This is a genomic window from Haliea alexandrii, assembly GCF_003719295.1.
Lineage (GTDB): Bacteria > Pseudomonadota > Gammaproteobacteria > Pseudomonadales > Halieaceae > Haliea > Haliea alexandrii.
In genome coordinates this window covers 487,574-509,390 of the sequence record NZ_RFLW01000001.1, presented here as the reverse complement: position 1 = coordinate 509,390, position 21,817 = coordinate 487,574, and the positions used below count along the sequence as shown (strand labels likewise).

The 21,817-nt window shown below is 63.9% G+C and carries 21 protein-coding genes; 13 read left to right on the top strand and 8 right to left on the bottom strand.

Annotation, left to right across the window (positions count from 1 at the left end; all coding sequences use genetic code 11):
• Window positions 1-123 precede the first annotated feature (123 nt).
• Window positions 124-1,269 carry a transglutaminase domain-containing protein gene (locus EGJ68_RS02405; RefSeq protein ID WP_123032946.1) on the bottom strand — a complete coding sequence of 382 codons (1,146 nt, stop codon included), beginning with the start codon at window positions 1,267-1,269 and terminating at the stop codon, window positions 124-126.
• Window positions 1,270-1,393: 124 nt separating this feature from the next.
• Here EGJ68_RS02405 and EGJ68_RS02400 point away from each other — a divergent pair, with 124 nt between their 5' ends.
• Complete coding sequence (locus EGJ68_RS02400) at window positions 1,394-1,990, top strand: YhgN family NAAT transporter (protein ID WP_123032945.1); 597 nt, start codon at window positions 1,394-1,396, stop codon at window positions 1,988-1,990.
• Window positions 1,991-2,190: 200 nt separating this feature from the next.
• Here EGJ68_RS02400 and EGJ68_RS02395 read toward each other — a convergent pair whose 3' ends face one another.
• Genes EGJ68_RS02395 through tkt form a run of 5 tightly spaced genes read right to left on the bottom strand, consistent with a single transcriptional unit; the run spans window position 2,191 to window position 8,449 of the window.
• Entirely contained in the window at window positions 2,191-3,126 is a 936-nt protein-coding gene (locus EGJ68_RS02395) for an alpha/beta hydrolase (RefSeq protein WP_158283459.1), read from the bottom strand.
• Window positions 3,127-3,149: 23 nt separating this feature from the next.
• Window positions 3,150-4,205, bottom strand: a complete 1,056-nt coding sequence (gene fba / locus EGJ68_RS02390; RefSeq protein WP_123032943.1) for a class II fructose-bisphosphate aldolase — start codon at window positions 4,203-4,205, stop codon at window positions 3,150-3,152.
• Between the two features lie 37 nt (window positions 4,206-4,242).
• Window positions 4,243-5,394, bottom strand: a complete 1,152-nt coding sequence (locus EGJ68_RS02385) for a phosphoglycerate kinase (RefSeq protein ID WP_123033999.1) — start codon at window positions 5,392-5,394, stop codon at window positions 4,243-4,245.
• Window positions 5,395-5,421: 27 nt separating this feature from the next.
• Window positions 5,422-6,441 (bottom strand): glyceraldehyde 3-phosphate dehydrogenase NAD-binding domain-containing protein, encoded by a 1,020-nt coding sequence (locus EGJ68_RS02380; RefSeq protein WP_233248644.1) that lies wholly within the window; start codon window positions 6,439-6,441, stop codon window positions 5,422-5,424.
• Between the two features lie 4 nt (window positions 6,442-6,445).
• Window positions 6,446-8,449: a transketolase gene (tkt, locus tag EGJ68_RS02375; protein WP_123032941.1), complete on the bottom strand. Its 2,004-nt coding sequence runs from the start codon at window positions 8,447-8,449 to the stop codon at window positions 6,446-6,448.
• A gap of 183 nt (window positions 8,450-8,632) precedes the next feature.
• Between tkt and EGJ68_RS02370 the strand changes: the two genes are divergently transcribed.
• From EGJ68_RS02370 to ruvX, 9 genes are all read left to right on the top strand, one after another.
• Window positions 8,633-9,649 carry an ArsR/SmtB family transcription factor gene (locus tag EGJ68_RS02370; protein ID WP_123032940.1) on the top strand — a complete coding sequence of 339 codons (1,017 nt, stop codon included), beginning with the start codon at window positions 8,633-8,635 and terminating at the stop codon, window positions 9,647-9,649.
• Window positions 9,646-10,800: a methionine adenosyltransferase gene (metK, locus tag EGJ68_RS02365; protein ID WP_123032939.1), complete on the top strand. Its 1,155-nt coding sequence runs from the start codon at window positions 9,646-9,648 to the stop codon at window positions 10,798-10,800. The genes EGJ68_RS02370 and metK overlap by 4 nt, the downstream gene beginning before the upstream one ends.
• Window positions 10,801-11,359: 559 nt before the next feature.
• A complete protein-coding gene (ahcY, locus tag EGJ68_RS02360) occupies window positions 11,360-12,751 on the top strand; it encodes an adenosylhomocysteinase (protein WP_123033998.1) in 1,392 nt (463 codons plus the stop codon).
• Window positions 12,752-12,758: 7 nt separating this feature from the next.
• The gene (gene metF / locus EGJ68_RS02355) at window positions 12,759-13,586 is read left to right on the top strand and encodes a methylenetetrahydrofolate reductase [NAD(P)H] (protein WP_123032938.1); all 828 of its coding nucleotides are present in this window, start codon (window positions 12,759-12,761) and stop codon (window positions 13,584-13,586) included.
• A gap of 10 nt (window positions 13,587-13,596) precedes the next feature.
• A complete protein-coding gene (locus EGJ68_RS02350; protein ID WP_123032937.1) occupies window positions 13,597-14,334 on the top strand; it encodes a 16S rRNA (uracil(1498)-N(3))-methyltransferase in 738 nt (245 codons plus the stop codon).
• Between the two features lie 85 nt (window positions 14,335-14,419).
• Window positions 14,420-15,373, top strand: coding sequence for a glutathione synthase (gene gshB, locus EGJ68_RS02345; protein WP_123032936.1), 954 nt, complete (start codon window positions 14,420-14,422; stop codon window positions 15,371-15,373).
• A gap of 12 nt (window positions 15,374-15,385) precedes the next feature.
• On the top strand, window positions 15,386-16,231 hold the full coding sequence (locus tag EGJ68_RS02340) for an energy transducer TonB (protein ID WP_233248643.1): 846 nt from the start codon (window positions 15,386-15,388) through the stop codon (window positions 16,229-16,231).
• 52 nt (window positions 16,232-16,283) lie between these two features.
• On the top strand, window positions 16,284-16,868 hold the full coding sequence (locus EGJ68_RS02335) for a YqgE/AlgH family protein (RefSeq protein WP_123032935.1): 585 nt from the start codon (window positions 16,284-16,286) through the stop codon (window positions 16,866-16,868).
• Window positions 16,861-17,313, top strand: coding sequence for a Holliday junction resolvase RuvX (ruvX, locus tag EGJ68_RS02330; RefSeq protein WP_123032934.1), 453 nt, complete (start codon window positions 16,861-16,863; stop codon window positions 17,311-17,313). The genes EGJ68_RS02335 and ruvX overlap by 8 nt, the downstream gene beginning before the upstream one ends.
• 3 nt (window positions 17,314-17,316) lie before the next feature.
• On the opposite strand, the gene EGJ68_RS02325 is transcribed toward ruvX, so the two are convergent.
• Together EGJ68_RS02325 and EGJ68_RS02320 are read right to left on the bottom strand one after the other, a co-directional pair.
• The gene (locus EGJ68_RS02325; protein ID WP_123032933.1) at window positions 17,317-18,450 is read right to left on the bottom strand and encodes a PilT/PilU family type 4a pilus ATPase; all 1,134 of its coding nucleotides are present in this window, start codon (window positions 18,448-18,450) and stop codon (window positions 17,317-17,319) included.
• A 24-nt stretch (window positions 18,451-18,474) separates the two neighbouring features.
• On the bottom strand, window positions 18,475-19,509 hold the full coding sequence (locus tag EGJ68_RS02320) for a type IV pilus twitching motility protein PilT (RefSeq protein ID WP_027950197.1): 1,035 nt from the start codon (window positions 19,507-19,509) through the stop codon (window positions 18,475-18,477).
• Between the two features lie 122 nt (window positions 19,510-19,631).
• Here EGJ68_RS02320 and EGJ68_RS02315 point away from each other — a divergent pair, with 122 nt between their 5' ends.
• From EGJ68_RS02315 to EGJ68_RS02305, 3 genes are read left to right on the top strand one after another with little or no spacing between them, the layout of a single operon-like run.
• Window positions 19,632-20,336 carry a YggS family pyridoxal phosphate-dependent enzyme gene (locus EGJ68_RS02315; RefSeq protein ID WP_123032932.1) on the top strand — a complete coding sequence of 235 codons (705 nt, stop codon included), beginning with the start codon at window positions 19,632-19,634 and terminating at the stop codon, window positions 20,334-20,336.
• A 59-nt stretch (window positions 20,337-20,395) separates the two neighbouring features.
• Window positions 20,396-21,229 carry a pyrroline-5-carboxylate reductase gene (proC, locus tag EGJ68_RS02310; protein WP_123033996.1) on the top strand — a complete coding sequence of 278 codons (834 nt, stop codon included), beginning with the start codon at window positions 20,396-20,398 and terminating at the stop codon, window positions 21,227-21,229.
• Window positions 21,226-21,813 carry a YggT family protein gene (locus EGJ68_RS02305; protein WP_123032931.1) on the top strand — a complete coding sequence of 196 codons (588 nt, stop codon included), beginning with the start codon at window positions 21,226-21,228 and terminating at the stop codon, window positions 21,811-21,813. Before proC ends, EGJ68_RS02305 begins: the two co-directional genes overlap by 4 nt.
• Window positions 21,814-21,817: the final 4 nt, after the last annotated feature.

Genomic DNA, 21,817 nt, shown 5'->3' with positions numbered 1-21,817 from the left:
GCTCTCTCTCAATCGCAATACACTCATGCAGCTCCCCGCCCCGGTCAACGTCAAAACGCGAAGTTTACCAGAGGGCACGGCGTAATTGAGGGCCCGGGGGAACTCTGCACGACCCAGCGCGGCTCAATGGCCGGCGAGCAGGTCCAGCTTGTGCCGGTAGCGTGCCCCCGACTCGGCGTCGGCGTGCGCCAGTGCCTGGGCGAAATGCGCTGCAGCAGCACGTGTATCCCCCTGCTGCAGATCGTTAAGGCCCAGCCAGCGATAGAACTCGTGCTCTTGCGGCTGTTTGCGAATCGCACGCCGCAACAGCCGATCCGCCGTCGAATAGTCGGCAGACGCGTAGGCTTCCCGCGCCAGGTGCAGCAGATAGTAGGGGTTTTGCTGACGGAACAATTGCACCCGACCCCGATACCAGTCGCTCAGCGCCTGCTCACCCAGCTCCGCATACAGGCGCGCGAGATTGCTGCTGGCCGCCGCATCATCGGCCAGTTCCACCGCACGCAGGTAGCTCGATTCGGCGGCAGCCAGATCACCCCCGCGACGATACAGCGTGCCGAGGTTAGTCCAGACATGCGCCGTGCGTGGCCGCAGCAGCAGCGCCTCGCGGAACTGCAGGAACGCACGCTCGCGCTCACCTGCGGTCATCCAGTGCACACCCATGTTGTTGTGATAGCGCACCAGCGCCTCTTCGTCAGTCAACACGCGTCTGTGCAGTGCGGGGTCGTAGTCGCCCAGATTGAAATCGACCACCTGCTCCGCACCCGGCAGTTTCACCAGCGCATTGATATGCAGGTTGTAGCGCCAGGTGTCGCCCTCTGCGGTCCACGAAGGCGGTATCTCCACCTCCTGATAATGCACCTTGATACCTGCCTCACGCGCCAGCGCCACGAACAGGTTGGTAAAGGACATGCAGTTCCCCTCACGGCTGTCGAAGGCCTCCGCCGCCGTCAGGGTACGAAAATTGTCGTAGCGCAGCTGCAGACCGTCATCCAGAATCGCCTGCAGAATCAACGCGATGGTACGCGTGGCCCCCAGCCCCTCGGGCACGTGCTGGCGCAGGAAATCGCGCATATCGGCATTCACGGCGGTGAGAGCTGCAGCCGGCGCCCGAGCGCTCGCCGCCACGCCCAGCCGGCTTCCCGACAGCAGCTCGCTGTTGCTCACCAGCACGGCGCGCTCCACCGGCGGCTGCGCCACGCAGGCACCCAGTACCAGAATGGCGGCGAGCCCGACACCCGCGCGCAAAAGCTTCTCCATAAGCCGCTGCATACCTCAACCCTCCGGCAGCCTTTTGCCCAAGCATAGCACCGGCCCGCCTTGCACGCGCTGACCACGACCCTACTGCCCTGCCACCCTCGCGGGTTACACTGCGCGCTGCAGCCTCGGAGTTAACATGGATACCATTTCTGCTTTTGTCACTCTGGCCTTCGTCATGGACCCGCTGGGTAACGTGCCCATCTTCCTGTCGGTGCTGAAGGATGTAGAACCACGGCGCCGGCAATGGGTGATCTTCCGGGAACTGGTGATTGCTCTGGTGGTGTTGCTGCTGTTCCTGTACGCCGGCTCCGCCATGCTCGACGTATTGAACCTGCGACAGGAGTCAATCAGCATCGCCGGTGCGATCATCCTGTTCCTGATTGCGCTGCGCATGATTTTCCCCTCCCCCTACGGCCTCATGGGCGACACGCCGGATGGCGAGCCCTTCATCGTGCCGCTGGCCATACCCATGGTGGCGGGGCCTTCGGCGCTGGCGATCACCATGCTGCTGGTGCACAAGGACCCGGAGCGGATGGTGGACTGGACGATCGCGGTGGTGGGCGCCTGGGGCGTGTGTGCCGCATTGCTGATGATGGCGCCGCTGCTGCTGAAAGCGCTCGGTGCCCGCGGCTTGCTGGCGATGGAGCGCTTGATGGGGATGATTCTGGTGATCATCTCCGTGCAGATGTTTTTTGATGGGGTGCAGAAGTTTCTCAACCTGGCGGGGGGGTGAGTAGTGGTGCCACAAACCGGGTGCCGCAGAGCTCCGTGAACCACCCAGGCCAGGCTCTGGGGGTGTTGGCGCTCTCAAGGGCTGTTGAAAACAGGGATGTTTTCATCAAGCCCCCATGGAGGGGTTCACGGCGTGCCCTTGAGAGCGCCAACAGCCCCAGAGCCGACTTCAGGGCACCCCGTAATTACAGGCCACAAAACTCAAACCCACCCCAAATACCGAGCCACCTGCCGCAAATACCGCTCCCGCAAATCCCGTGACTCATTCGCCAACTGGTGCCCCGCACCGTGCAGCAACTCAATCCGCAGCCCCGGAAACAGCTGGCCATAGCGCGGCAGGTTGAAACGCCAGTCCACCGTACCGTCAGCATCGCCCTGCACCAGCAGAGCCGGGCCCACACCCAGGTCAGCGATGGGCAAATCCGCCAGCCAGCGGCGCAGTGCGCCCACCCAGCTCACATGAATACGGCGAGATTGCAGAGGGTCGGTGCGCACGAAGGCGAGAAAGCCGGCATCGGACGAATTCTGTGCAAAGCCGCGGGGCACGGTATCCACAAACCGGTGGACCAGCGCATGGGCAGCTCGCACACGCAGCCAGCCCGCGGGGCGCAGCAACGGCGCGAGGAGAACGGTGCCGGTAAAAGGCCAGGCGGCGCACTGTCGCGCGTAGGCGACCAGGGCCGCGCCGCCGGTGCTCTGGGCCAATGCCTGCAGGGGCAGCGGCGGCACATCCACCGCTTCGAGCACCGCCTGGATCGCGTCGGCGTATTCGCTGAAGTCGCCAATTGCTGTCGGTGTGCCCGTCGAGAGGCCATGCCCCGGCAGGTCGAAGGCAATGACATTGCACTGGCGCTGCAGGGCGTGGCCTATGAGGTGGCGGTAGAGGCCCACATGGTCCAGAAAGCCGTGCACCAGCAGCAGGGTGTGCCGCGCACCGGGCTGTTCCCAGCACTGGACGGCCAGTTCGTAGCGACCGGAGGCGACCCGGCCCACGCGGTGGCGGTAAGCGTGAGACGGCGCGCTGAAGTCGAGGCCGTAGAAGGCCAGATACGCTTCCAGGCCGGGGTGGTCGCAGGCCCCGCCGAAACGGGGCAGCGCGTTGCGCAGTGCCTGCAGGCTTGCGGCGCTGGGAGCCACCTTGCGGCCGTAAGCGACCGGGTCTACGAGCCCAGCTGGCCCGCGTCGTAGGCTTCCTGCATGGCAATCAGCGAGCGCACCTTGATCTTGTCGGCATGGCCGGAGGTGCCGAAGGCTTCGTATCGCGCCACGCAGATGTCTTTCATTGCGGTGGTGGTCACGGCGAGGAACTTGCGCGGGTCGAATTCGGCGGGGTGCTCGGCCAGGAAACGGCGCACGGCACCGGTCGAGGCCAGGCGCAGGTCGGTATCGATATTCACCTTGCGCACGCCGTGGCGGATACCTTCCTGTATCTGCTCTACCGGTACGCCGTAGGTTTCCGGGATGTTGCCGCCAAACTCGTTGATGATCGCCAGCCACTCCTGCGGCACTGAGGAGGAGCCGTGCATCACCAGGTGGGTATTGGGAATGCGGGCATTGATCTCCTTGATCCGGTCGATGGCGAGAATATCGCCCGTGGGTGGACGGCTGAACTTGTAGGCACCGTGGCTGGTGCCACAGGCAATGGCCAGGGCATCCACCCCCGTGGCGGCCACGAAGGCCGCCGCTTCTTCGGGGTCGGTGAGCATCTGCTCATGGCTCAGCTTGCCCGCGGCACCGACACCGTCTTCCTCCCCCGCCTCGCCGGTCTCCAGCGAGCCCAGGCAGCCGAGCTCGCCCTCCACCGACACGCCGCAAGCATGTGCCATCTCCACCACGCGGCGTGTTACGTCCACGTTGTAGTCGTAATCCATGGGGGTCTTGCCGTCAGTGCCCAGGGAGCCGTCCATCATCACCGAACTGAAGCCCAGCTGAATGGAGCGCTGGCACACGGCGGGTGATACACCGTGGTCCTGGTGCATGACCACGGGGATGTGCGGGAACTCTTCGATGGCGGCCTGGATCAGGTGGCGCAGAAACGGTGCGCCGGCGTATTTGCGCGCACCCGCACTGGCCTGCATGATGACCGGCGAGTTGGTGGCATCCGCCGCTTCCATGATGGCGCGGGTCTGCTCCAGGTTGTTCACATTGAACGCCGGCACGCCGTAGCCAAACTCTGCGGCGTGATCCAGCAACTGACGCATACTGATAAGTGCCATAGGTCTATCCTCGATGGGTTCTGGTGCAGGTGCGCCCTCAGGCGTCGTCCCCGCGCTGTTGTAACATGGCAACGGCGGGCAGCGTTTTGCCCTCGACATACTCGAGGAAAGCGCCGCCGCCGGTGGAAATGTAGGACACCCGATCGGCAATGCCGAACTTGTCTATCGCCGCCAGCGTGTCACCACCACCGGCGAGGGAAAATGCGGAGCTCGCAGCAATGGCGTGGGCCAGCGCCTCGGTGCCGCCCGCAAACTGGTCGAATTCGAATACACCCACCGGGCCGTTCCAGAGAATGGTACCCGCCTGGGCCAGAATGTCACCAATCGCCGCTGCCGCCTGCGGGCCGATGTCGAAAATCATGTCGTCGTCGGCCACGGCGCCGGCGGGCTTGGTTTCCGCCGCGGCGGATTCCGCAAACTCCTTGCCGGTCACCACATCCTCAGGCAGGGGAATATGTGTTTTCGCCATCAGCGCCTGGGCCGCGGGAACAAGGTCGTGCTCACACAGCGACTTCCCCACTGGCTTGCCGCTGGCGGCGAGAAAGGTGTTGGCAATGCCACCGCCGACCACCAGCTGGTCCACCTTGTCGGCCAGGGTCTCGAGTACGGTCAGCTTGGTGGACACCTTGGAGCCGCCGACAATCGCCACCAGTGGACGGGCCGGGTTGGCCAGCGCCTTGTCCAGTGCTTCCAGTTCCGCCGCGAGCAGCGGGCCGGCGCAGGCCACCGGCGCAAAGCGCGCCACCCCGTGGGTGGAAGCCTGGGCGCGGTGAGCGGTGCCAAAGGCATCCATGACGAACACATCGCACAGCGCGGCGTAGGCGCGAGACAGCGTTTCGTCGTCTTTCTTTTCGCCCGGGTTGAAGCGCACGTTCTCCAGCAGGGCGATCTCGCCGTTGTCCAGCGCCACGCCCTGCTGCCAGTCGCGCAGCAGCGACACCGGGCGACCCAGCAGTTCCGACAAGCGCTCAGCGACTGGGGCGAGCGAAAACGCCTCGGCGAACACGCCCTCCTCAGGACGACCCAGGTGCGACATGATCAATACTTTCGCGCCCGCGTCCAGTGCCTGGCGGAGGGTGGGAAGTGCCGCCCGAATGCGCGCATCACTGCTCACCTGACCCGCTTTCAGAGGTACGTTCAGGTCCTCGCGAATCAACACCCGCTTGCCGGTCAGATCGAGGTCGGACATCAGCTTCATCTCTGCACTCCTGCGCAGTCAGTCAACATTGCGGCCACCCCACCAGGCAGCCACATCAAGCATGCGGTTGGCGTAGGCCCATTCATTATCGAACCAGGTGAGCACTTTCACCAGGCGCCGGCCACTGACCCGGGTCTGGCTGGCATCCACGATACTGGAGCGCGGGTCGTGATTGAAGTCGCAGGACGCCAGCGGCTCCGTGGTAAAACCCAGTACCCCGTGATAAGCGCTCGCTGCGGCCTCGCGCAGAATGCGGTTCACATCCTGCTCGCTGGTATCACGAGTCACCTGCACCGTGAGGTCCATGGCCGACACATTCTGCGTAGGCACCCGCAACGCCTGGGCCGTGAAGCACCCGGCAAGCTCCGGCAGAATGCGCTCAATACCCCGCGCCAACGCGGTATCCACGGGAATAATCGATTGGGATGCCGCGCGTGTCTTGCGCAGGTCGGTATGGTGGTAGGCATCCAGCACCGGCTGGTCGTTCATCGCCGAGTGGATGGTGGTGATGGTGCCACAGGCCACACCCAGCGCACGGTGCAGTGCGTCGATCACCGGCACGATGCCATTGGTGGTGCAGGAGGCCGCCGAGACAATACGATGATCGGGCTGCAGTGTGTCGTGATTCACACCGAACACCACCGTCGCATCAACATCGGTTTGTGCGGGCTGCGAGAACAGCACACGCGAAGCGCCGCCACGCAGATGCAGTTCCGCGGTAGCACGGTCACTGAAGGCGCCGGTGCACTCGAGCACCAGGTCAACGCCCTGTTCTGCCCAGGGCAGGCGCGACACATCCGGCTGGCTGAGCAGGGCGATTGGGTCGCCGTCGATATGCAGCTCCCCCACCCCACCACTCAGGGGCAGCGCGAAGCGGCCGTGGGTGCTGTCGTAGCGCGTGAGGTGGAGGACCGTGCGCGCATCGGCCAGTTCATTGATGGCGACAATCTGCAGGTGCTCACGCTGCCGCCCCTCATAGAGCGCACGCAGAATACTGCGCCCGATGCGGCCGTAGCCATTGATGGCGAGACGCAACACCGCTTCAGTCTCCCAGCAGCACCTCTTCGGCCGCAGCGACCACCGCATCCACGGTGAAGCCGAAATAGGCCATCAGATCGGCGGCGGGAGCCGACTCACCAAAGGTGGTCATGCCCACAACCCGGCCGTCGAGGCCGACAAACTTGTACCAGTAGTCGGCGTGGGCAGCCTCTACGGCGACCCGTGCCAGCACATCGCTGGGCAGTACCGCCTCGCGGTAGGCCGCGTCCTGTTCCATGAACAGCTCCGCACAGGGCAGCGACACCACGCGCACGCGGCGCCCGGCAGCGCTCAGGCGGGCAGCGGCGTCCACGGCAAGCTGCAACTCGGAACCGGTGCCGATGAGGATCAACTCGGGGTGGCCGTCACAATCAACCAGGGTGTAGCCACCGCGCGCAATCGCGGCCACCTGCTCTGCAGAGCGCGCCTGATGCGCGAGATTCTGGCGCGAGAAGATCAGCGCGGTGGGGCCCGCGACGCGCTGCAGCGCGGCGCTCCAGGACACGGCGGACTCGACCGTATCGCAGGGCCGCCAGGTGTGCAGGTTGGGTGTGGCGCGCAGTGCCGTGAGCTGTTCCACCGGCTGGTGAGTCGGGCCGTCCTCGCCCAGGCCAATGGAGTCGTGGGTGTAAACGAAAATAGTGCGCAGCTTCATCAACGCCGCCATGCGCACGGCATTGCGGGCGTATTCCATAAACATGAGGAAGGTGGCGCCGTAGGGCACAAAGCCGCCGTGCAGGGCGATACCGTTCATGATGGCGGACATGCCGAACTCGCGCACACCATAGTAGATGTAGTTGCCAGCGGCGTCGGTCTGGGTAACACCCTGCGCACCCTGCCACAGCGTGAGGTTGGAACCGGCGAGATCCGCCGAGCCACCGAGCAGCTCGGGCAGCAGCGGACCGAAAGTACCCAGGCAATTCTGCGAGGCCTTGCGCGAGGCAATGCTCTGCCCCTCAGCCTGGCACTGGTCAATCCACGCCTGGGCCTGGGCGGCAAACCCCTCGGGCAGATCCCCCGCGAGCCGCCGGCGCAGCTGTGCCGCCTCGGCCGGATACGCCTCTGCATAGGCTGCCATGGCGGCCTCCCAATCCTCCTCCCGCGTGGCACCCGCAGCGCGGGCATCCCAACCACCGTAGATTGCTTCGGGGATCTCAAAGGGACCATGCGTCCAGCCCAGGGACTCGCGCGCCGCCGCAATCTCGTCCACACCCAGGGGAGCACCGTGACAGGCTTCTGTGCCCTGCTTGTTCGGTGCGCCCTTGCCGATGATGGTTTTGCAGCAAATCAGTGTGGGCATACCTTCTTCGGCGCGGGCAGTGGCAATCGCCTGGCGCACCTCGTCCGGGTCGTGGCCGTCAACGCGGGGGATAACCTGCCAGCCGTAGGCACGGAACCGCGCGGGCGTGTCGTCGGTGAACCAGCCCTCGACCTCGCCATCGATCGAAATGCCGTTATCGTCGTAAAAAGCGATCAGCTTGCCCAGCCCCAGCGTACCCGCCAGGGAGCAGACCTCGTGAGAAATACCCTCCATCAGGCAGCCATCGCCGAGGAAAACATAGGTATGGTGATCCACCACGGTATGCCCGGGCCGGTTGAACTGCGCCGCCAGCACCTTCTCCGCCAGCGCCATGCCCACGGCATTACTGATGCCCTGACCCAGCGGACCGGTCGTGGTTTCCACGCCGGGCGCGTAGCCGTACTCAGGGTGCCCCGGCGTACGGCTGTGCAGCTGACGGAAATTCTGCAGCTCCTCCAGCGGAAGTTCGTAGCCGCTCAGGTGCAGCAGGGAGTAAATGAGCATGGAGCCGTGACCGTTGGATAATACGAAACGGTCGCGGTTGGGCCACTGCGGGTTCGCCGGATTGTGCTGCAGGAAATCGTTCCACAGCACCTCGGCGATGTCCGCCATTCCCATCGGTGCACCGGGGTGACCACTGTTGGCGCGCTGGACAGCATCCATACTGAGTGCACGAATGGCGTTGGCGAGTTCAAAGCGGGATGGCATTGGCGTGCTCCGTGGCTAGGCGCTGAGGCCGGTAAACAAGGGGGCGTCATTTTCGCGTAAGCGGCGGCCCACGGCAAACAAATCACCCAACTATTGCGCGCTTATTCTGCCCGTCGCGACGCAACGCGCACCTATATCAAACTTTTTTGATATAGATTGCATTGCCTGCTACACTCCGCCGCCATGCTCACCGCGACCCGACAACCCGACGCGCTGGACACCCGTCCCGAAGCGCGCATCGAATCCCTGGCCAGCCTGTGCAAGGCCAGCGCAGATCCGTTGCGCCTGCAGATCCTGCGCGTGCTGCGCAACGACTCCTTCGGCGTTTCCGAGTTGTGCGCCCTGTTTGCAACCCGTCAGCCCGCGCTGAGCCACCACCTCAAAGTGTTGGCCGGCATGGGGCTGGTCGCCTCCCGACGAGAAGGCAACTCCATTTTCTATCGGCGCAGCGAGCTCGGCCAACAGCCGGGTCTGGACGCCTTGCAGCAACAGATCTTCGATGCGCTGGATGCCGTGCCCCTGCCCGAACTGCTGGAACAACGCCTGCAGCAGGTACAACGCCAGCGAGAGGCCAATTCACGCCATTTCTTCACCGACAACGCGCACAAATTCCGCCAGCAGCAAGACCTTATCGCCAGCTACGAACAATACGCGGACACCGTAGCCCAGGTATTGCGGGACGCCCCGCTCGCCCGCTTCGACACCGCACTGGAAGTGGGCCCGGGTGACGGCAGCTTCCTGCTGACCCTGGGCCCCCGTTTCCGGCACGTGGTCGCGCTGGACAACACCGCGGCCATGCTCGAACGGGCACGCAGCACCACGGCTGCACTGGAGAACATTGAATTCGTGCACGGCGACACCGGACACGAGCGTCTGGCGAGCCTGCAGGCAGATTGCGTGGTCATCAATATGGTGCTGCACCACACGCCACAGCCACAGCAGATACTGCACGACGTTGCCGCCTGCCTGGCACCCGGCGGCGTGGTATTGGTTACCGACCTGTGCCGCCACGACCAGGCCTGGGCGCGGGAAAACTGCGGTGATCTTTGGCTGGGCTTTGCCCCCGAGGACCTCGCAGCCTGGGCCAGCGATGCCGGACTGACCGACATCGCCAGCGTCTATCTGGCACAGCGCAACGGATTTCAGATACAGGTGCGCCTCTTCGGCCACCCACACACAGCGACAGGAACCACGGTATGAGCGAGTACGCGACTTTCACCTCCGAATCAGTGTCCGAAGGACACCCCGACAAAATGGCCGACCAGATTTCCGACGCCATCCTCGACAAGATCCTTGTCGACGACCCCGATGCGCGTGTCGCGGTGGAGACCCTGGTCAAGACCGGCATGGTGGTGATTGCCGGTGAGGTGACCACCAAAACTTATGTCGACCTCGAGGACGTGGTGCGCAACGTCGTGCTGGACATCGGCTACAACAGCTCGAAAGTCGGCTTCGATGGCGCGTCCTGCGCGGTCCTCAACGCCATTGGCAAGCAGAGCCCGGATATCGCCCAGGGCGTTGATGCCGGTGACGACAAGGAACAGGGTGCCGGCGACCAGGGCCTGATGTTCGGCTACGCCACCAATGAAACCGACACCCTCATGCCCGCGCCGATCTTCTATGCCCACCGTCTGGTAGAGCGGCAGGCGGAGCTGCGCAAGCACGGCACGCTGCCTTGGTTGCGCCCCGATGCCAAAAGCCAGGTGACCCTGCGCTACGAGAATGGCCAGCCGGTCGGCATTGATGCCGTGGTACTGTCGACCCAGCACGATGAGAGCATCAGCCAGGCCGATATTCACCAGGCGGTGATGGACCTCATTATCAAGGAAGTGCTTCCCGCCGAGTGGCTGAGCGCCGATACGCGCTACCACATCAACCCCACCGGGGTGTTCATCATCGGCGGCCCCGTGGGCGACTGCGGCCTCACCGGACGCAAAATCATTGTCGACACTTACGGCGGTATGGCGCGCCACGGTGGCGGCGCGTTTTCGGGCAAGGACCCCTCGAAAGTCGACCGCTCCGCCGCCTACGCCGGGCGCTATGTGGCCAAGAACATTGTTGCCGCCGGCCTCGCAGACCGCTGCGAGATTCAGGTGTCCTACGCGATTGGAGTGGCAGAGCCTACGTCAATCTCGATCAACACGTTCGGCACCGGCAAGCTTTCCGATGCCAGCATCGTGAAGCTGGTGCGCGAGCATTTCGACCTGCGTCCGAAGGGCATTGTCGACATGCTCAATCTGAAGCGGCCCATTTACCGTAAAACTGCAGCATACGGGCATTTTGGCCGGGAGGACGCGGATTTCACCTGGGAGCGGACGGATAAAGCGGAGGTATTGCGCCGGGCGATGTGATGCGCCTACTTTGGTGGGGACTCTGTGAGGACGGCACTGCGGGCTCGTCAGGGCTTTGCGGGACACGCCGTGAATACGTCCCTGTAGGCTTGTCTGAAACATCCATGTTTCAGACAGTCCCGCAAAGCCCTGACGAGCCCGCCGCGCCTCACTTGGGTGCCACATCGGGTTCAGTCAATGCGGTGCTGCACAGAGTCCGCTCGGTAAGGTGATGTGCCGGACGCAGTGATCCCGTTCCAGCCAGATCGTCGATTTGGCAGGAGCCTGAGGCCCCGCTTGCCGTCCCCCGCGGGTGACCGTAGAGGGCGCCGAACGAAGGCGCCGGCGCAGGGCCTGGAGGCACAGGGATGTGCCGGAAAGCCCCGCCGCGCAGGAAGCGCGTCGGGGCGGGGCCCGGAGCGGGCTCCGCAGTGAGGGCAGCCGCAGGCCGCCCGGCCCGGTCGCCCGCGGGGGACGGCAAGCGGGGCCGCACTACAGCGCGCCCAACCCAGAAACACGAAACACGAAACACGAAACACAAACAGTAGCAATCGAAGCAACCAGCAGGAAGGACATGACCATGAGCACAGTGACCAAACTCGACAACAAGCCCGACTACAAAATCGCCGACATCACACTGGCCGACTGGGGCCGCCGCGAACTCGACATCGCTGAAACCGAAATGCCCGCACTCATGGCCATGCGCGAAAAGTACCGCGCCAGCCAGCCATTGGCGGGGGCCAAAATCCTCGGCTGCATCCACATGACCATCCAGACCGGGGTACTCATCGAAACCCTGATCGAACTGGGTGCCGAAGTACGCTGGTCATCCTGCAACATCTTCTCCACCCAGGACCACGCCGCCGCAGCCATCGCCGCCGCCGGCGTACCCGTGTTCGCCTGGAAAGGCGAAACCGAAGAAGAATACGAGTGGTGCCTGGAGCAGACCATCCTCAAGGATGGCAAGCCCTGGGACGCCAACATGGTACTGGATGATGGCGGCGACCTGACCGGCATGCTGCACCAGAAATACCCCGCCATGCTCGACCGCATCCACGGCGTTACCGAAGAAACCACCACCGGCGTCCATCGCCTGCAGGAAATGCTGGCGCGCGGCGAGCTCAAGATCCCTGCGGTGAACGTCAATGACTCCATTACCAAGTCCAAGAACGACAACAAGTACGGCTGCCGTCACAGCCTGAACGATGCCGTGAAACGCGGCACGGACCACCTGCTCGCCGGCAAGAAGGCGCTGGTGATCGGCTACGGTGACGTGGGCAAGGGTTCCGCCCAGTCACTGCGCCAGGAAGGCATGATCGTGCGTGTTACCGAGATCGACCCGATCTGTGCCATGCAGGCCTGCATGGATGGGTACGAGGTGGTATCGCCCTTCGTCGACGGCGTTAACACCGGCACTGCCGACGGTATCGACCATGGCATTCTCGGCAACGTCGACCTGCTGGTCACCACCACCGGCAACTACAACGTGTGCGACGAGCACATGCTGCGCGCACTGAAATCCGGCACCGTAGTCTGCAACATCGGCCACTTCGACAATGAGATCGACACCGCCTTCATGCGCCGCAACTGGCAGTGGGAAGAAGTGAAGCCGCAGGTGCACAAGGTATACCGCGACGACGCCCGCAGCGACTACCTGATTCTGCTGTCTGAAGGCCGCCTGGTGAACCTGGGCAACGCCACCGGCCACCCCTCGCGTATCATGGACGGCTCGTTCGCCAACCAGGTACTGGCGCAGATCTACCTGTACGAGCGCCGCTTCGCCAACCTCGAGCCCGAAATGAAGGCCGCGGCACTGCGTGTGGAAGTCCTGCCGAAGAAGCTGGACGAGGAAGTGGCCGCACACATGGTCGCCGGCTTTGGCGGCGTCATCACCCGACTGACCACGGCCCAGGCGGAGTACATCAACGTGAAGCAGGAAGGCCCCTTCAAGCCCGACAGCTACAAGTACTAGGCGCAGCATGCCCACAATCAGCTTTGAATATTTTCCGCCCAAGACGGCGGATGGCAAAACGGCCCTGCTGGAGCGGACGACACCCGCTCTGCAGGCGCTGGACCCCAGCTTCTTCTCGGTGACCTATGGCGCCGGCGGATCCACGCGTGACAGCACCTTCGGTGTGGTCTCGGCGCTGTGCGAGCAGGGCATTGATGTCGCCCCGCACCTGAGCTTCGGCGGTGACGGCGAAGACACCATCCGCGACCTGCTGCAGCGTTACCGTGAACTCGGGGTGCGGCGGCTTGTCGCCCTGCGCGGGGACATGCCCTCGGGTATGGGAGGCGCCAGCCAGCTGGTGTACGCCAGTCAGCTGGTGTCATTCATCCGCGAACACAGTGGCGACTACTTCCATATCGAGGTGGCAGCCTACCCTGAGATTCACCCGCAAGCGGAGAGCTATAACAGCGATCTGCAATTCCTGAAGGAAAAACTGGATGCCGGTGCCAACAGCGCCATTACCCAGTACTTCTACAATGTGGAATCCTATTTCTATTTTCTCGACCAATGCGCGGCGATCGGCATCGACAAACCCATCGTGGCCGGCATCATGCCCATCACCAACTTCGCCAACCTGGCGCGCTTTTCGCGCAACTGCGGCGCCGAAATCCCGCGCTGGATCTGCCAGCGCATCGAGGGCTACGGTAACGACCAAGAGAGCATCCGTCAGTTCGGCGTCGATGTGGTCACCCAGCTCTGCCAGACCCTGCTGGAGAACGGCGCTCCGGGCCTGCATTTCTACACCATGAACCAGGTGGAGCCCACGCGGCAGATTCGCAACAACCTGGGGCTGTAGGGTCGCGGTAGTGCGGATTCCTCGCATTTTCACGGTGCAGACACTGAGTGGTGGCGCCACGCTGGTGCTTGAGCCCGGCCCCAGTCAGCACCTGGCCCGGGCGCTGCGCATGGGCCCCGGAGATGCACTCTGCCTGTTTGACGGCAGCGGTGTGGATTTCCCGGCAACCATTGTCAGCGCCGACAAACGTGCGGTCACCGTCGCCCTGGAGCAGGGTCAGCCGGGGTTGGTGGAGTCGCCGCTGCGCATTCACCTGGGCATTGGCGTATCGCGCGGCGAGCGCATGGACTGGGTGGTGCAGAAGGCTACCGAACTCGGGGTGGCCGAGATTACGCCGCTCTATACCGAGCGCACCGAAGTGCGCCTGCGCGGCGAACGGGAGGCCCGCAAGCTGCAACACTGGCAGCAGGTCGCCATCAGTGCCTGCGAACAGTCCGGCCGCAGCTGCCTGCCGCAGGTGCATGCGCCGGGCACGGTGCCGGGCTGGACCGGTGACTGCGAAGATACACAGCGCCTGGTGCTGCATCACCGCGCCTCGCCCCTGCCCGCCACGGCGAGCTCACCAACGTCGCTCAGCCTGCTGGTCGGCCCTGAGGGTGGCCTGAGCGAAGCGGAGATTGCCACGGCAATGGCCGCCGGTTTCCTGCCGCTCGCCCTGGGGCCCCGGGTACTGCGCACGGAGACTGCACCCCTGGCCGCACTGGCCATACTGCAAGCCCACTGGGGCGATATGTGCCTGCCCCGCTAGGCGGGCCGTGTTGCGCGGGGTTCACGCTTGCGCAGGACACACCCATTGCGTACTTTACGGCAACACCCAATCGCGGAAAGCACTGATGACCATCAAGATCGGCGTTGTAATGGATCCCATCTCCCGGATCCAGTTCAAGAAGGACAGCACCATGGCCATGCTCTGGGCCGCCCAGGCCAGAGACTGGCAGCTGTACTACATGGAGCCCGGTGACCTGTTCCTCGAACAGGGCAAGGCGCGCGCCAGCATGTCCCACCTGACCGTGTTCCACGACCCGGAAAGCTGGTACACGCTGGGCAACGCGCAGGTGCAGGACCTCACCGAGCTGGACGCTATCCTCATGCGCAAGGACCCGCCCTTCGACAACGAGTATGTGTACGCAACCTACATGCTCGAAGCCGCGGAGCGCGAAGGCACCCTTATCGTCAACCGCTGCCACAGCCTGCGTGACTGCAACGAGAAGGTGTTTGCCACCCAGTTCCCCCAGTGCTGCCCGCCGCTGCTGGTGAGCAGCGATACGCGGCGCCTGAAAGCCTTCCAGACCGAGCACGGCGACGTGATTTTCAAGCCGCTGGATGGCATGGGGGGAGCGTCCATCTTCCGGGTGAAACCCGGCGACCCGAACCTGAACGTCATTCTGGAAACGCTGACGCATTTCGGCAAGCGCACCATCATGGCACAGCGCTTCATTCCCGAAATCACCGAAGGCGACAAGCGCATCCTGATGATCAATGGCGAACCCATACCCTACTGCCTGGCGCGGGTTCCCTCACTGGGCGAAACCCGCGGCAACCTTGCCGCGGGCGGCACGGGGCGGCCGCAGCTGTTGTCAGCGCGGGACCGCTGGATCGCCGAGCAGGTCGGCCCCAGCCTGCGCGAGCGCGGCCTGTATTTCGTCGGCCTGGACATCATTGGTGACTACCTGACGGAAATCAACGTGACCAGCCCCACCGGCATTCAGGAAATAGAGCGTGCCTACGATGTCGATATCGGCGGCCAGCTCATGGACTGTATTGCCGCGGAGCTGGCCGCCCGCTAGGGCCGGCAACACGTGTCCACGACCACCGCGCCCACTGCGGACAACACCTTTACCATCGCCCTGTTTCTGGCCGGTGCCCTGCACCTCATTCTGCTGCTGGGACTGGGGTTCGGTTTCGAGTCGCCCTCACCCCAGCCGCCGCAGCTGGCGATTACTCTCGCCCAGCATCGCGCCGCGTTGACGCCGGAGGAGATCACCCACCTCGCCCAGTTCAACCAGGCGGGCAGCGGCAGTTCAGCCGCCGAGGACCGCACCGGAGGACGCTCCTCCGGCGCGCCCCTGCAGGCCGAAGCCCGGGAAGCGAGCGAGGCGGCCGATGCGAGTGCCAGTGACAGCGCCTTGAGCGCGCGCAGCAGCCGCGAACAGGCCGCAGCAGAGCGGGTGCAGCAGCGGGAGGCGGCTCCGATGTCAGCGCCGCAGCCAGTCGGCCTCACCGCCCGGCTGGTCAGCGAACAGGCCGACGTCGATATCGACGAAGACCAGACCACGCTGTCGAGTGCGCCCCGCGTGCGCCGCCTCAGTGCGGTGTCGGCGCAGGAAGCCATCGACGCCGCCTACCTGCACGACTGGCGGCGGCGGGTGGAGGCTGTAGGCAACCAGTATTATCCGGAAGCATCAATACGCTACGGCCTCTACGGCAGCCTGCAATTGCTGGTGGTGGTCAATTACGAAGGACGCCTGGAGGACCTCCGCATCCTGAGCTCCTCGGGCTACGCCGTACTCGATGAGGCGGCAATGAAGATTGTGCGCATGGCCGCGCCGTTTGCCCCCTTCCCCGCCGCGCTGCGTGCCACCACTGACAAGCTGGAAATCGTGCGCACGTGGCAATTTGAAGAAAACCGGCTAAGCTCAGAGTGAAGACGCCGCCACGCAACCGGTACCGTTCACCCTGAGGTCAACACCCGAAAACATGCCTGTTTCCACCACCATTACCCACAGCGGCGCCTGCCTGCGGGACCACTTTCTGCTGGCAATGCCCAGCCTCGAAGGGGGCTTGTTTGCGCACAGCGTAACCTACCTCTGCGAGCACGGGGAAAGCGGCGCCATGGGGTTGGTGGTCAACCAGCCGCTGGACCTCAACGTCGCCGAGATCTTCGAGCACCTGAAAATAGAGGCCTGTCGCGACTTCAGCGATGAGCCGGTGATGGCTGGCGGGCCGGTGCAGCTGGATCATGGCTTTGTATTGCACCGTGGCGCCCGCCAGAACTGGGACGCCAGCCTCAAGGTGACCGAGGACCTCACCCTGACCACCTCACGGGATATTCTGGTGGCGATCGCGGCTGGCAGCGGCCCCAGTGACTACCTTATCGCCCTGGGCTATGCCGGCTGGTCAGCCGGCCAGCTGGAGGAAGAGCTGTCGCACAACAGCTGGCTCACCGCGCCCGCCAACGGCGATATTCTGTTCGCGACACCCTGGCATCGGCGGATGTCCGCGGCTGCCGGAGGACTGGGCATCGATATGAATCTCATCAGCGCGCAGGCGGGCCATGCCTGAAAAACAACACGGCGCGCGCGCCGGCGCCGCCACCGTACTGGCTTTTGACTACGGCCTGCGCCAGATCGGCGTTGCGGTGGGGAACTCCCTGCTCGCCACCAGCCAGCCGCTGTGCGTACTGCAGGCCCGCGATGGCATTCCCGATTGGGGGCAAATCGCCGCGCTGGTCGCGGAGTGGCAGCCGGGGCTGATCGTCGTGGGAGATCCGCTGAACATGGACGGCACGGTGAGTCCGCTGGCACTGCGGGCACGCAAGTTCGCGCGCCGTCTGCACGGGCGTCTGGGGCTGCCGGTGGAGATGAGTGATGAGCGCCTGACCAGCTATGCCGCCAAATCGGCACAGCGCGAACAGGGCCACCGGGGCGACTATCGCGCCGCACCGGTGGACAGTTACGCGGCGGAACTGATCCTGCAGACCTGGCTGGCCGAACAGGCGAATAACTAGAGCCTAGCGGCCCATGTGCTTGCCGCGATCCGACTCGTCAAAGCTCAAGTCCAGGTCGTCCGCGCCCGAGTCCTGCCCCTTGTCGAACATCTTGATCATCAGCCGCACATCGTTGGCCGAATCGGCGTAGCGCACCGCATCCTCGCGCGATATGCGGTTGGACTTGTAGGCCTCAATCAACGACTGGTCCATGGTTTGCATGCCCTGCTCGGTGGACTTGGCCATGACATCCTTGATCAGGTGCACATCGCCCTTGCGAATGTAATCCTGAATCAATGGCGAGTTGAGTAACACCTCCACCACCGGCGTGCGCCCCTTGCCCTCTTTGTGCGGGAGCAACTGCTGGGCCACCATGGCCTTGAGGTTGAGTGACAGGTCCATCCACACCTGGGAGTGCAGGTCGGCCGGGAAGAAGCTCTGGATGCGATCGAGTGCCTGGTTGGCATTGTTGGCGTGCAGAGTACACAGGCAGAGGTGGCCGGTTTCGGCAAACGTCAGCGCCTGGGCCATGGTATCGGCAGAACGCACCTCGCCGATCATGATCACATCGGGCGCCTGGCGCAGGGTGTTCTTCAGGGCGACATCGAAGGATTCAGTGTCGCCTACTTCGCGCTGGGTCACAAGGCAGTTGCCGTGGTCGTGCATGAACTCGATCGGGTCTTCAATGCTGATGATATGACCGCGACTGTTCTGGTTGCGGTAACCCACCATCGCCGCCAGTGAAGTGGACTTGCCGGTGCCCGTGGCGCCGACGAAAATCACCAGACCGCGCTTGGTCATGGACAGTTCCTTGATGATCGGCGGCAACCCCAGCTCGGTAATCTCGGGAATCTCGGTGTGGATGCGACGCACCACCAGGCCCATGCTACCGCGCTGCACCAGGGCATTGACCCGGAACCGACCCAGATTGGGCACCGCCAGGGCGAAGTTGCACTCGTGGCTGCGCAGGAACTCCTCGCGCTGCCGCTCGTTCATGGTCGAAAGCACGATATCGCGGGTCTGCTCATCGGTGTACCGGGCCTTGCTGATCGGGTAGATCTGGCCGTCAATCTTGATACTCGGCGGCGCGCCGGCCGTGACAAAACCGTCGGAGGCCTGCTCCTTGACGACCCGTTGCAACAACTCATCAATCAACATGGCCCGATCTCCCATCCTTGAGTACTAGAAGTTTTCCGGCATACGCGCCTTTTCTCGCGCGATGTCACGGGTAATGATGCGGCGATCCACCAGGTCCTTGAGGCACTGATCCATGGTTTGCATACCCAGGGCTTGCCCGGTCTGGATGGCAGAGTACATCTGCGCCACCTTGTCCTCGCGAATCAGGTTGCGGATAGCCGAGGTGCCGCGCATGATTTCGTGCGCCGCAACCCGGCCTCCAGTGGACCGCTTGAGCAGAGTCTGGGAGACAACGGCCTGCAGTGACTCGGACAACATGGAGCGCACCATGGACTTTTCCGCCGCCGGAAACACGTCCACCACGCGGTCGATGGTTTTGGCAGCCGAGGTCGTGTGCAGGGTGCCGAACACGAGGTGACCGGTTTCGGCGGCGGTCAGCGCCAGACGAATGGTCTCCAGGTCGCGCATTTCACCCACCAGAATGATGTCCGGGTCTTCACGCAGGGCGGAACGCAGCGCCTCGGAAAAACCCAGCGTGTCACGGTGCACTTCGCGCTGGTTCACCAGGCACTTCTTGCTTTCGTGCACGAATTCGATCGGGTCTTCGATGGTGAGGATGTGCTCGTATTTGTTGTCGTTGATATGGTCGACCATGGCCGCCAGGGTGGTGGACTTGCCCGAGCCGGTGGGGCCGGTCACCAGCACCAGCCCGCGCGGCATCATGGATATATCGCGGAAAACCGGGCCCATGCCCAGGTCTTCCATGGTCAGCACTTTCGAGGGAATAGTGCGGAATACCGCGCCGGCGCCGCGGTTCTGGTTGAAAGCGTTCACCCGGAAGCGCGCGACACCCGGCACTTCAAAGGAGAAGTCGGTCTCCAGGAACTCCTCGTAGTCCTTGCGCTGCTTGTCGTTCATGATGTCGTAGATGAGATCATGCACCTGCTTGTGATCCATCGGCGGCAGGTTGATGCGGCGCACATCGCCATCGACCCGGATCATCGGCGGCAGGCCGGCAGACAGGTGCAGGTCCGATGCACCCTGTTTGGCACTGAACGCGAGAAGTTCTGTAATATCCACCGTTCCACTCCCTCTGGGCCGGTCCGGCGCGAGCGCCGGATACTGCTGCTCACACCTCATGGCGCGGCAACCGATTATTCTCAACTCGCCTGGCAGTAGCGGAATCCGCTACCATCTGCCTCATGCAAAACGAACAGCTCACTCAACGGATTTCCAGGCTCCTCGAAAGAGTACGACTCAGCGCGGAAAAAAGCCAGCGCGCGCCGGGGGCGATACGTCTGCTCGCCGTCAGCAAAACCCGCTCGGCGGACGAGGTGCGCGCCGCGGCTGCGCTGGGGCTGCGGGATTTCGGCGAGAATTACCTGCAGGAAGGTCTGGCCAAGGTCGAGGCGCTGGCCGATCTCGGCCTCTGCTGGCACTTCATCGGGCCGATCCAGTCCAACAAGACCCGCGCCATCGCCGAGCATTTCGACTGGGTGCACAGTGTGGACCGGCTGAAAATCGCCCAGCGCCTCAGCGCACAACGCCCGCCGCAGCTGGCCGACCTGCAGGTGTGCCTGCAGGTGAACATCTCCGGTGAAAACAGCAAGTCCGGCGTGGAGCCGGGTGAACTGGCGGAACTGGCCGCTGCGGTGGCACAACTGCCAGGGCTGCAACTGCGCGGTTTGATGGCCATCCCTGCACCCGCCGAGACCTTTGCCGCACAGCGCCTGCCCTTCGCGCGGCTACAGGCAGCGCTGGCCGCCCTGCAGGCAACACTGCCACAGCTGGACACACTGTCCATGGGCATGTCGGGCGACCTGGAAGCGGCCATCGCCGAAGGCGCTACCATGGTGCGCGTGGGCACGGATATTTTCGGCCCCCGCAGCACGCGCGGGAGCGGATGATTTCGCCCAGCCACGGCGTGTATACTGCCGCCTTCCCCAGACCAACCGACACACGAATTATGACCAACGCGGCTATTACTCTCATCGGCGCCGGCAATATGGCCTCGAGCATTATCGGGGGCCTGCTTGATAGCGGCCATTCCGCAGCTGACCTGCACGCCGCCGACCCCTCCGCGGAGAGCCTGACCAACCTGCGCAGGCTCGGCCCAATCAATGTCCACAACGACAACGCGCAAGCCTGCGCCAACGCCGATGTGGTCATCTTGGCAGTCAAGCCACAGGTCATGCACGCGGCGCTGGCGAGCATCGCCGCAACGGTTCGCGCGCGCGGAGCGCTGGTCATTTCCATCGCTGCGGGCACCACCGTTGCGAGTATAGAGAACGCCCTGGGTAGCGGAACGGCCATCGTGCGCTGCATGCCCAATACACCGGCCCTGCTCGGCGCCGGTGCCAGTGGCCTGTATGCGAATGCGCATGTGAACGACGATCAGCGCGCCCTTGCCGACAACATTCTCGGCGCGGTGGGCTTGGTCCAGTGGGTCGATGAGGAAGCCCTGCTGGACGCGATCACCGCCCTGTCTGGCAGTGGCCCGGCGTATTTCTTCCTGTTCATGGAAGCCATGATCAACGCCGGCTGTGCCATGGGCCTGTCTCGCGACTGCGCCACCGCCCTCACCCGACAGACGGGTCTTGGGGCGGCGCGCATGGCGCTGGAGAGTGATGTCGATCTGGTGGAGTTGAGACGCCGCGTCACCAGCCCCGGTGGCACCACTGAGCGCGCGGTGGAGTGTTTCGAGCACGAAGGGCTGCGCGACCTGGTGGCACACGCCATGACCGCAGCGCAACAGCGGGCCGCAGACATGGCTGCCGCATCGGAGCAGGAGACACCATGAACGCACTGAGTGATATCGCGGCCTATTTGTTGCAAACGGCGCTCAATCTGGCATTGCTGGCCATCCTGCTGCGCTTCCTGTTACAGCTGGTCAGAGCCGACTTCTACAACCCCGTGAGCCAGTTTCTGGCCAAGGTCACCAACCCGCTGGTGCTGCCGGTGCGCCGCGTGATTCCCGCCTACCGGGGCCTGGACCTGTCGACACTGCTGCTCGCGCTGCTGCTGCAGATGGCGGCGATTGTCGCGCTGCTGGCGCTGAATGGCCTGGGGCCACCGGGGATAATGACACTGCTCGTGTGGTCCGTGCTGGGCGTTGTCGGTCTGCTGGTGAATATCTATTTCTTTGCCCTGCTGGCCATGATCATTCTCAGCTGGATCGCACCCGGCGGCCGGCACCCGGCGCTGTTGCTGCTCTTCCAGCTCACCGAGCCGGTGATGGCGCCGTTTCGCCGCATGTTGCCGAACATGGGCGGCATCGACTTCTCGCCGATCCTGGTGTTCATCCTGATCAACGTGATCCAGATTGCGCTCGGACACATGGCGGCAGCGGCGGGCCTGCCTGCGGCCCTGGTTATCGGGCTCTGAACGT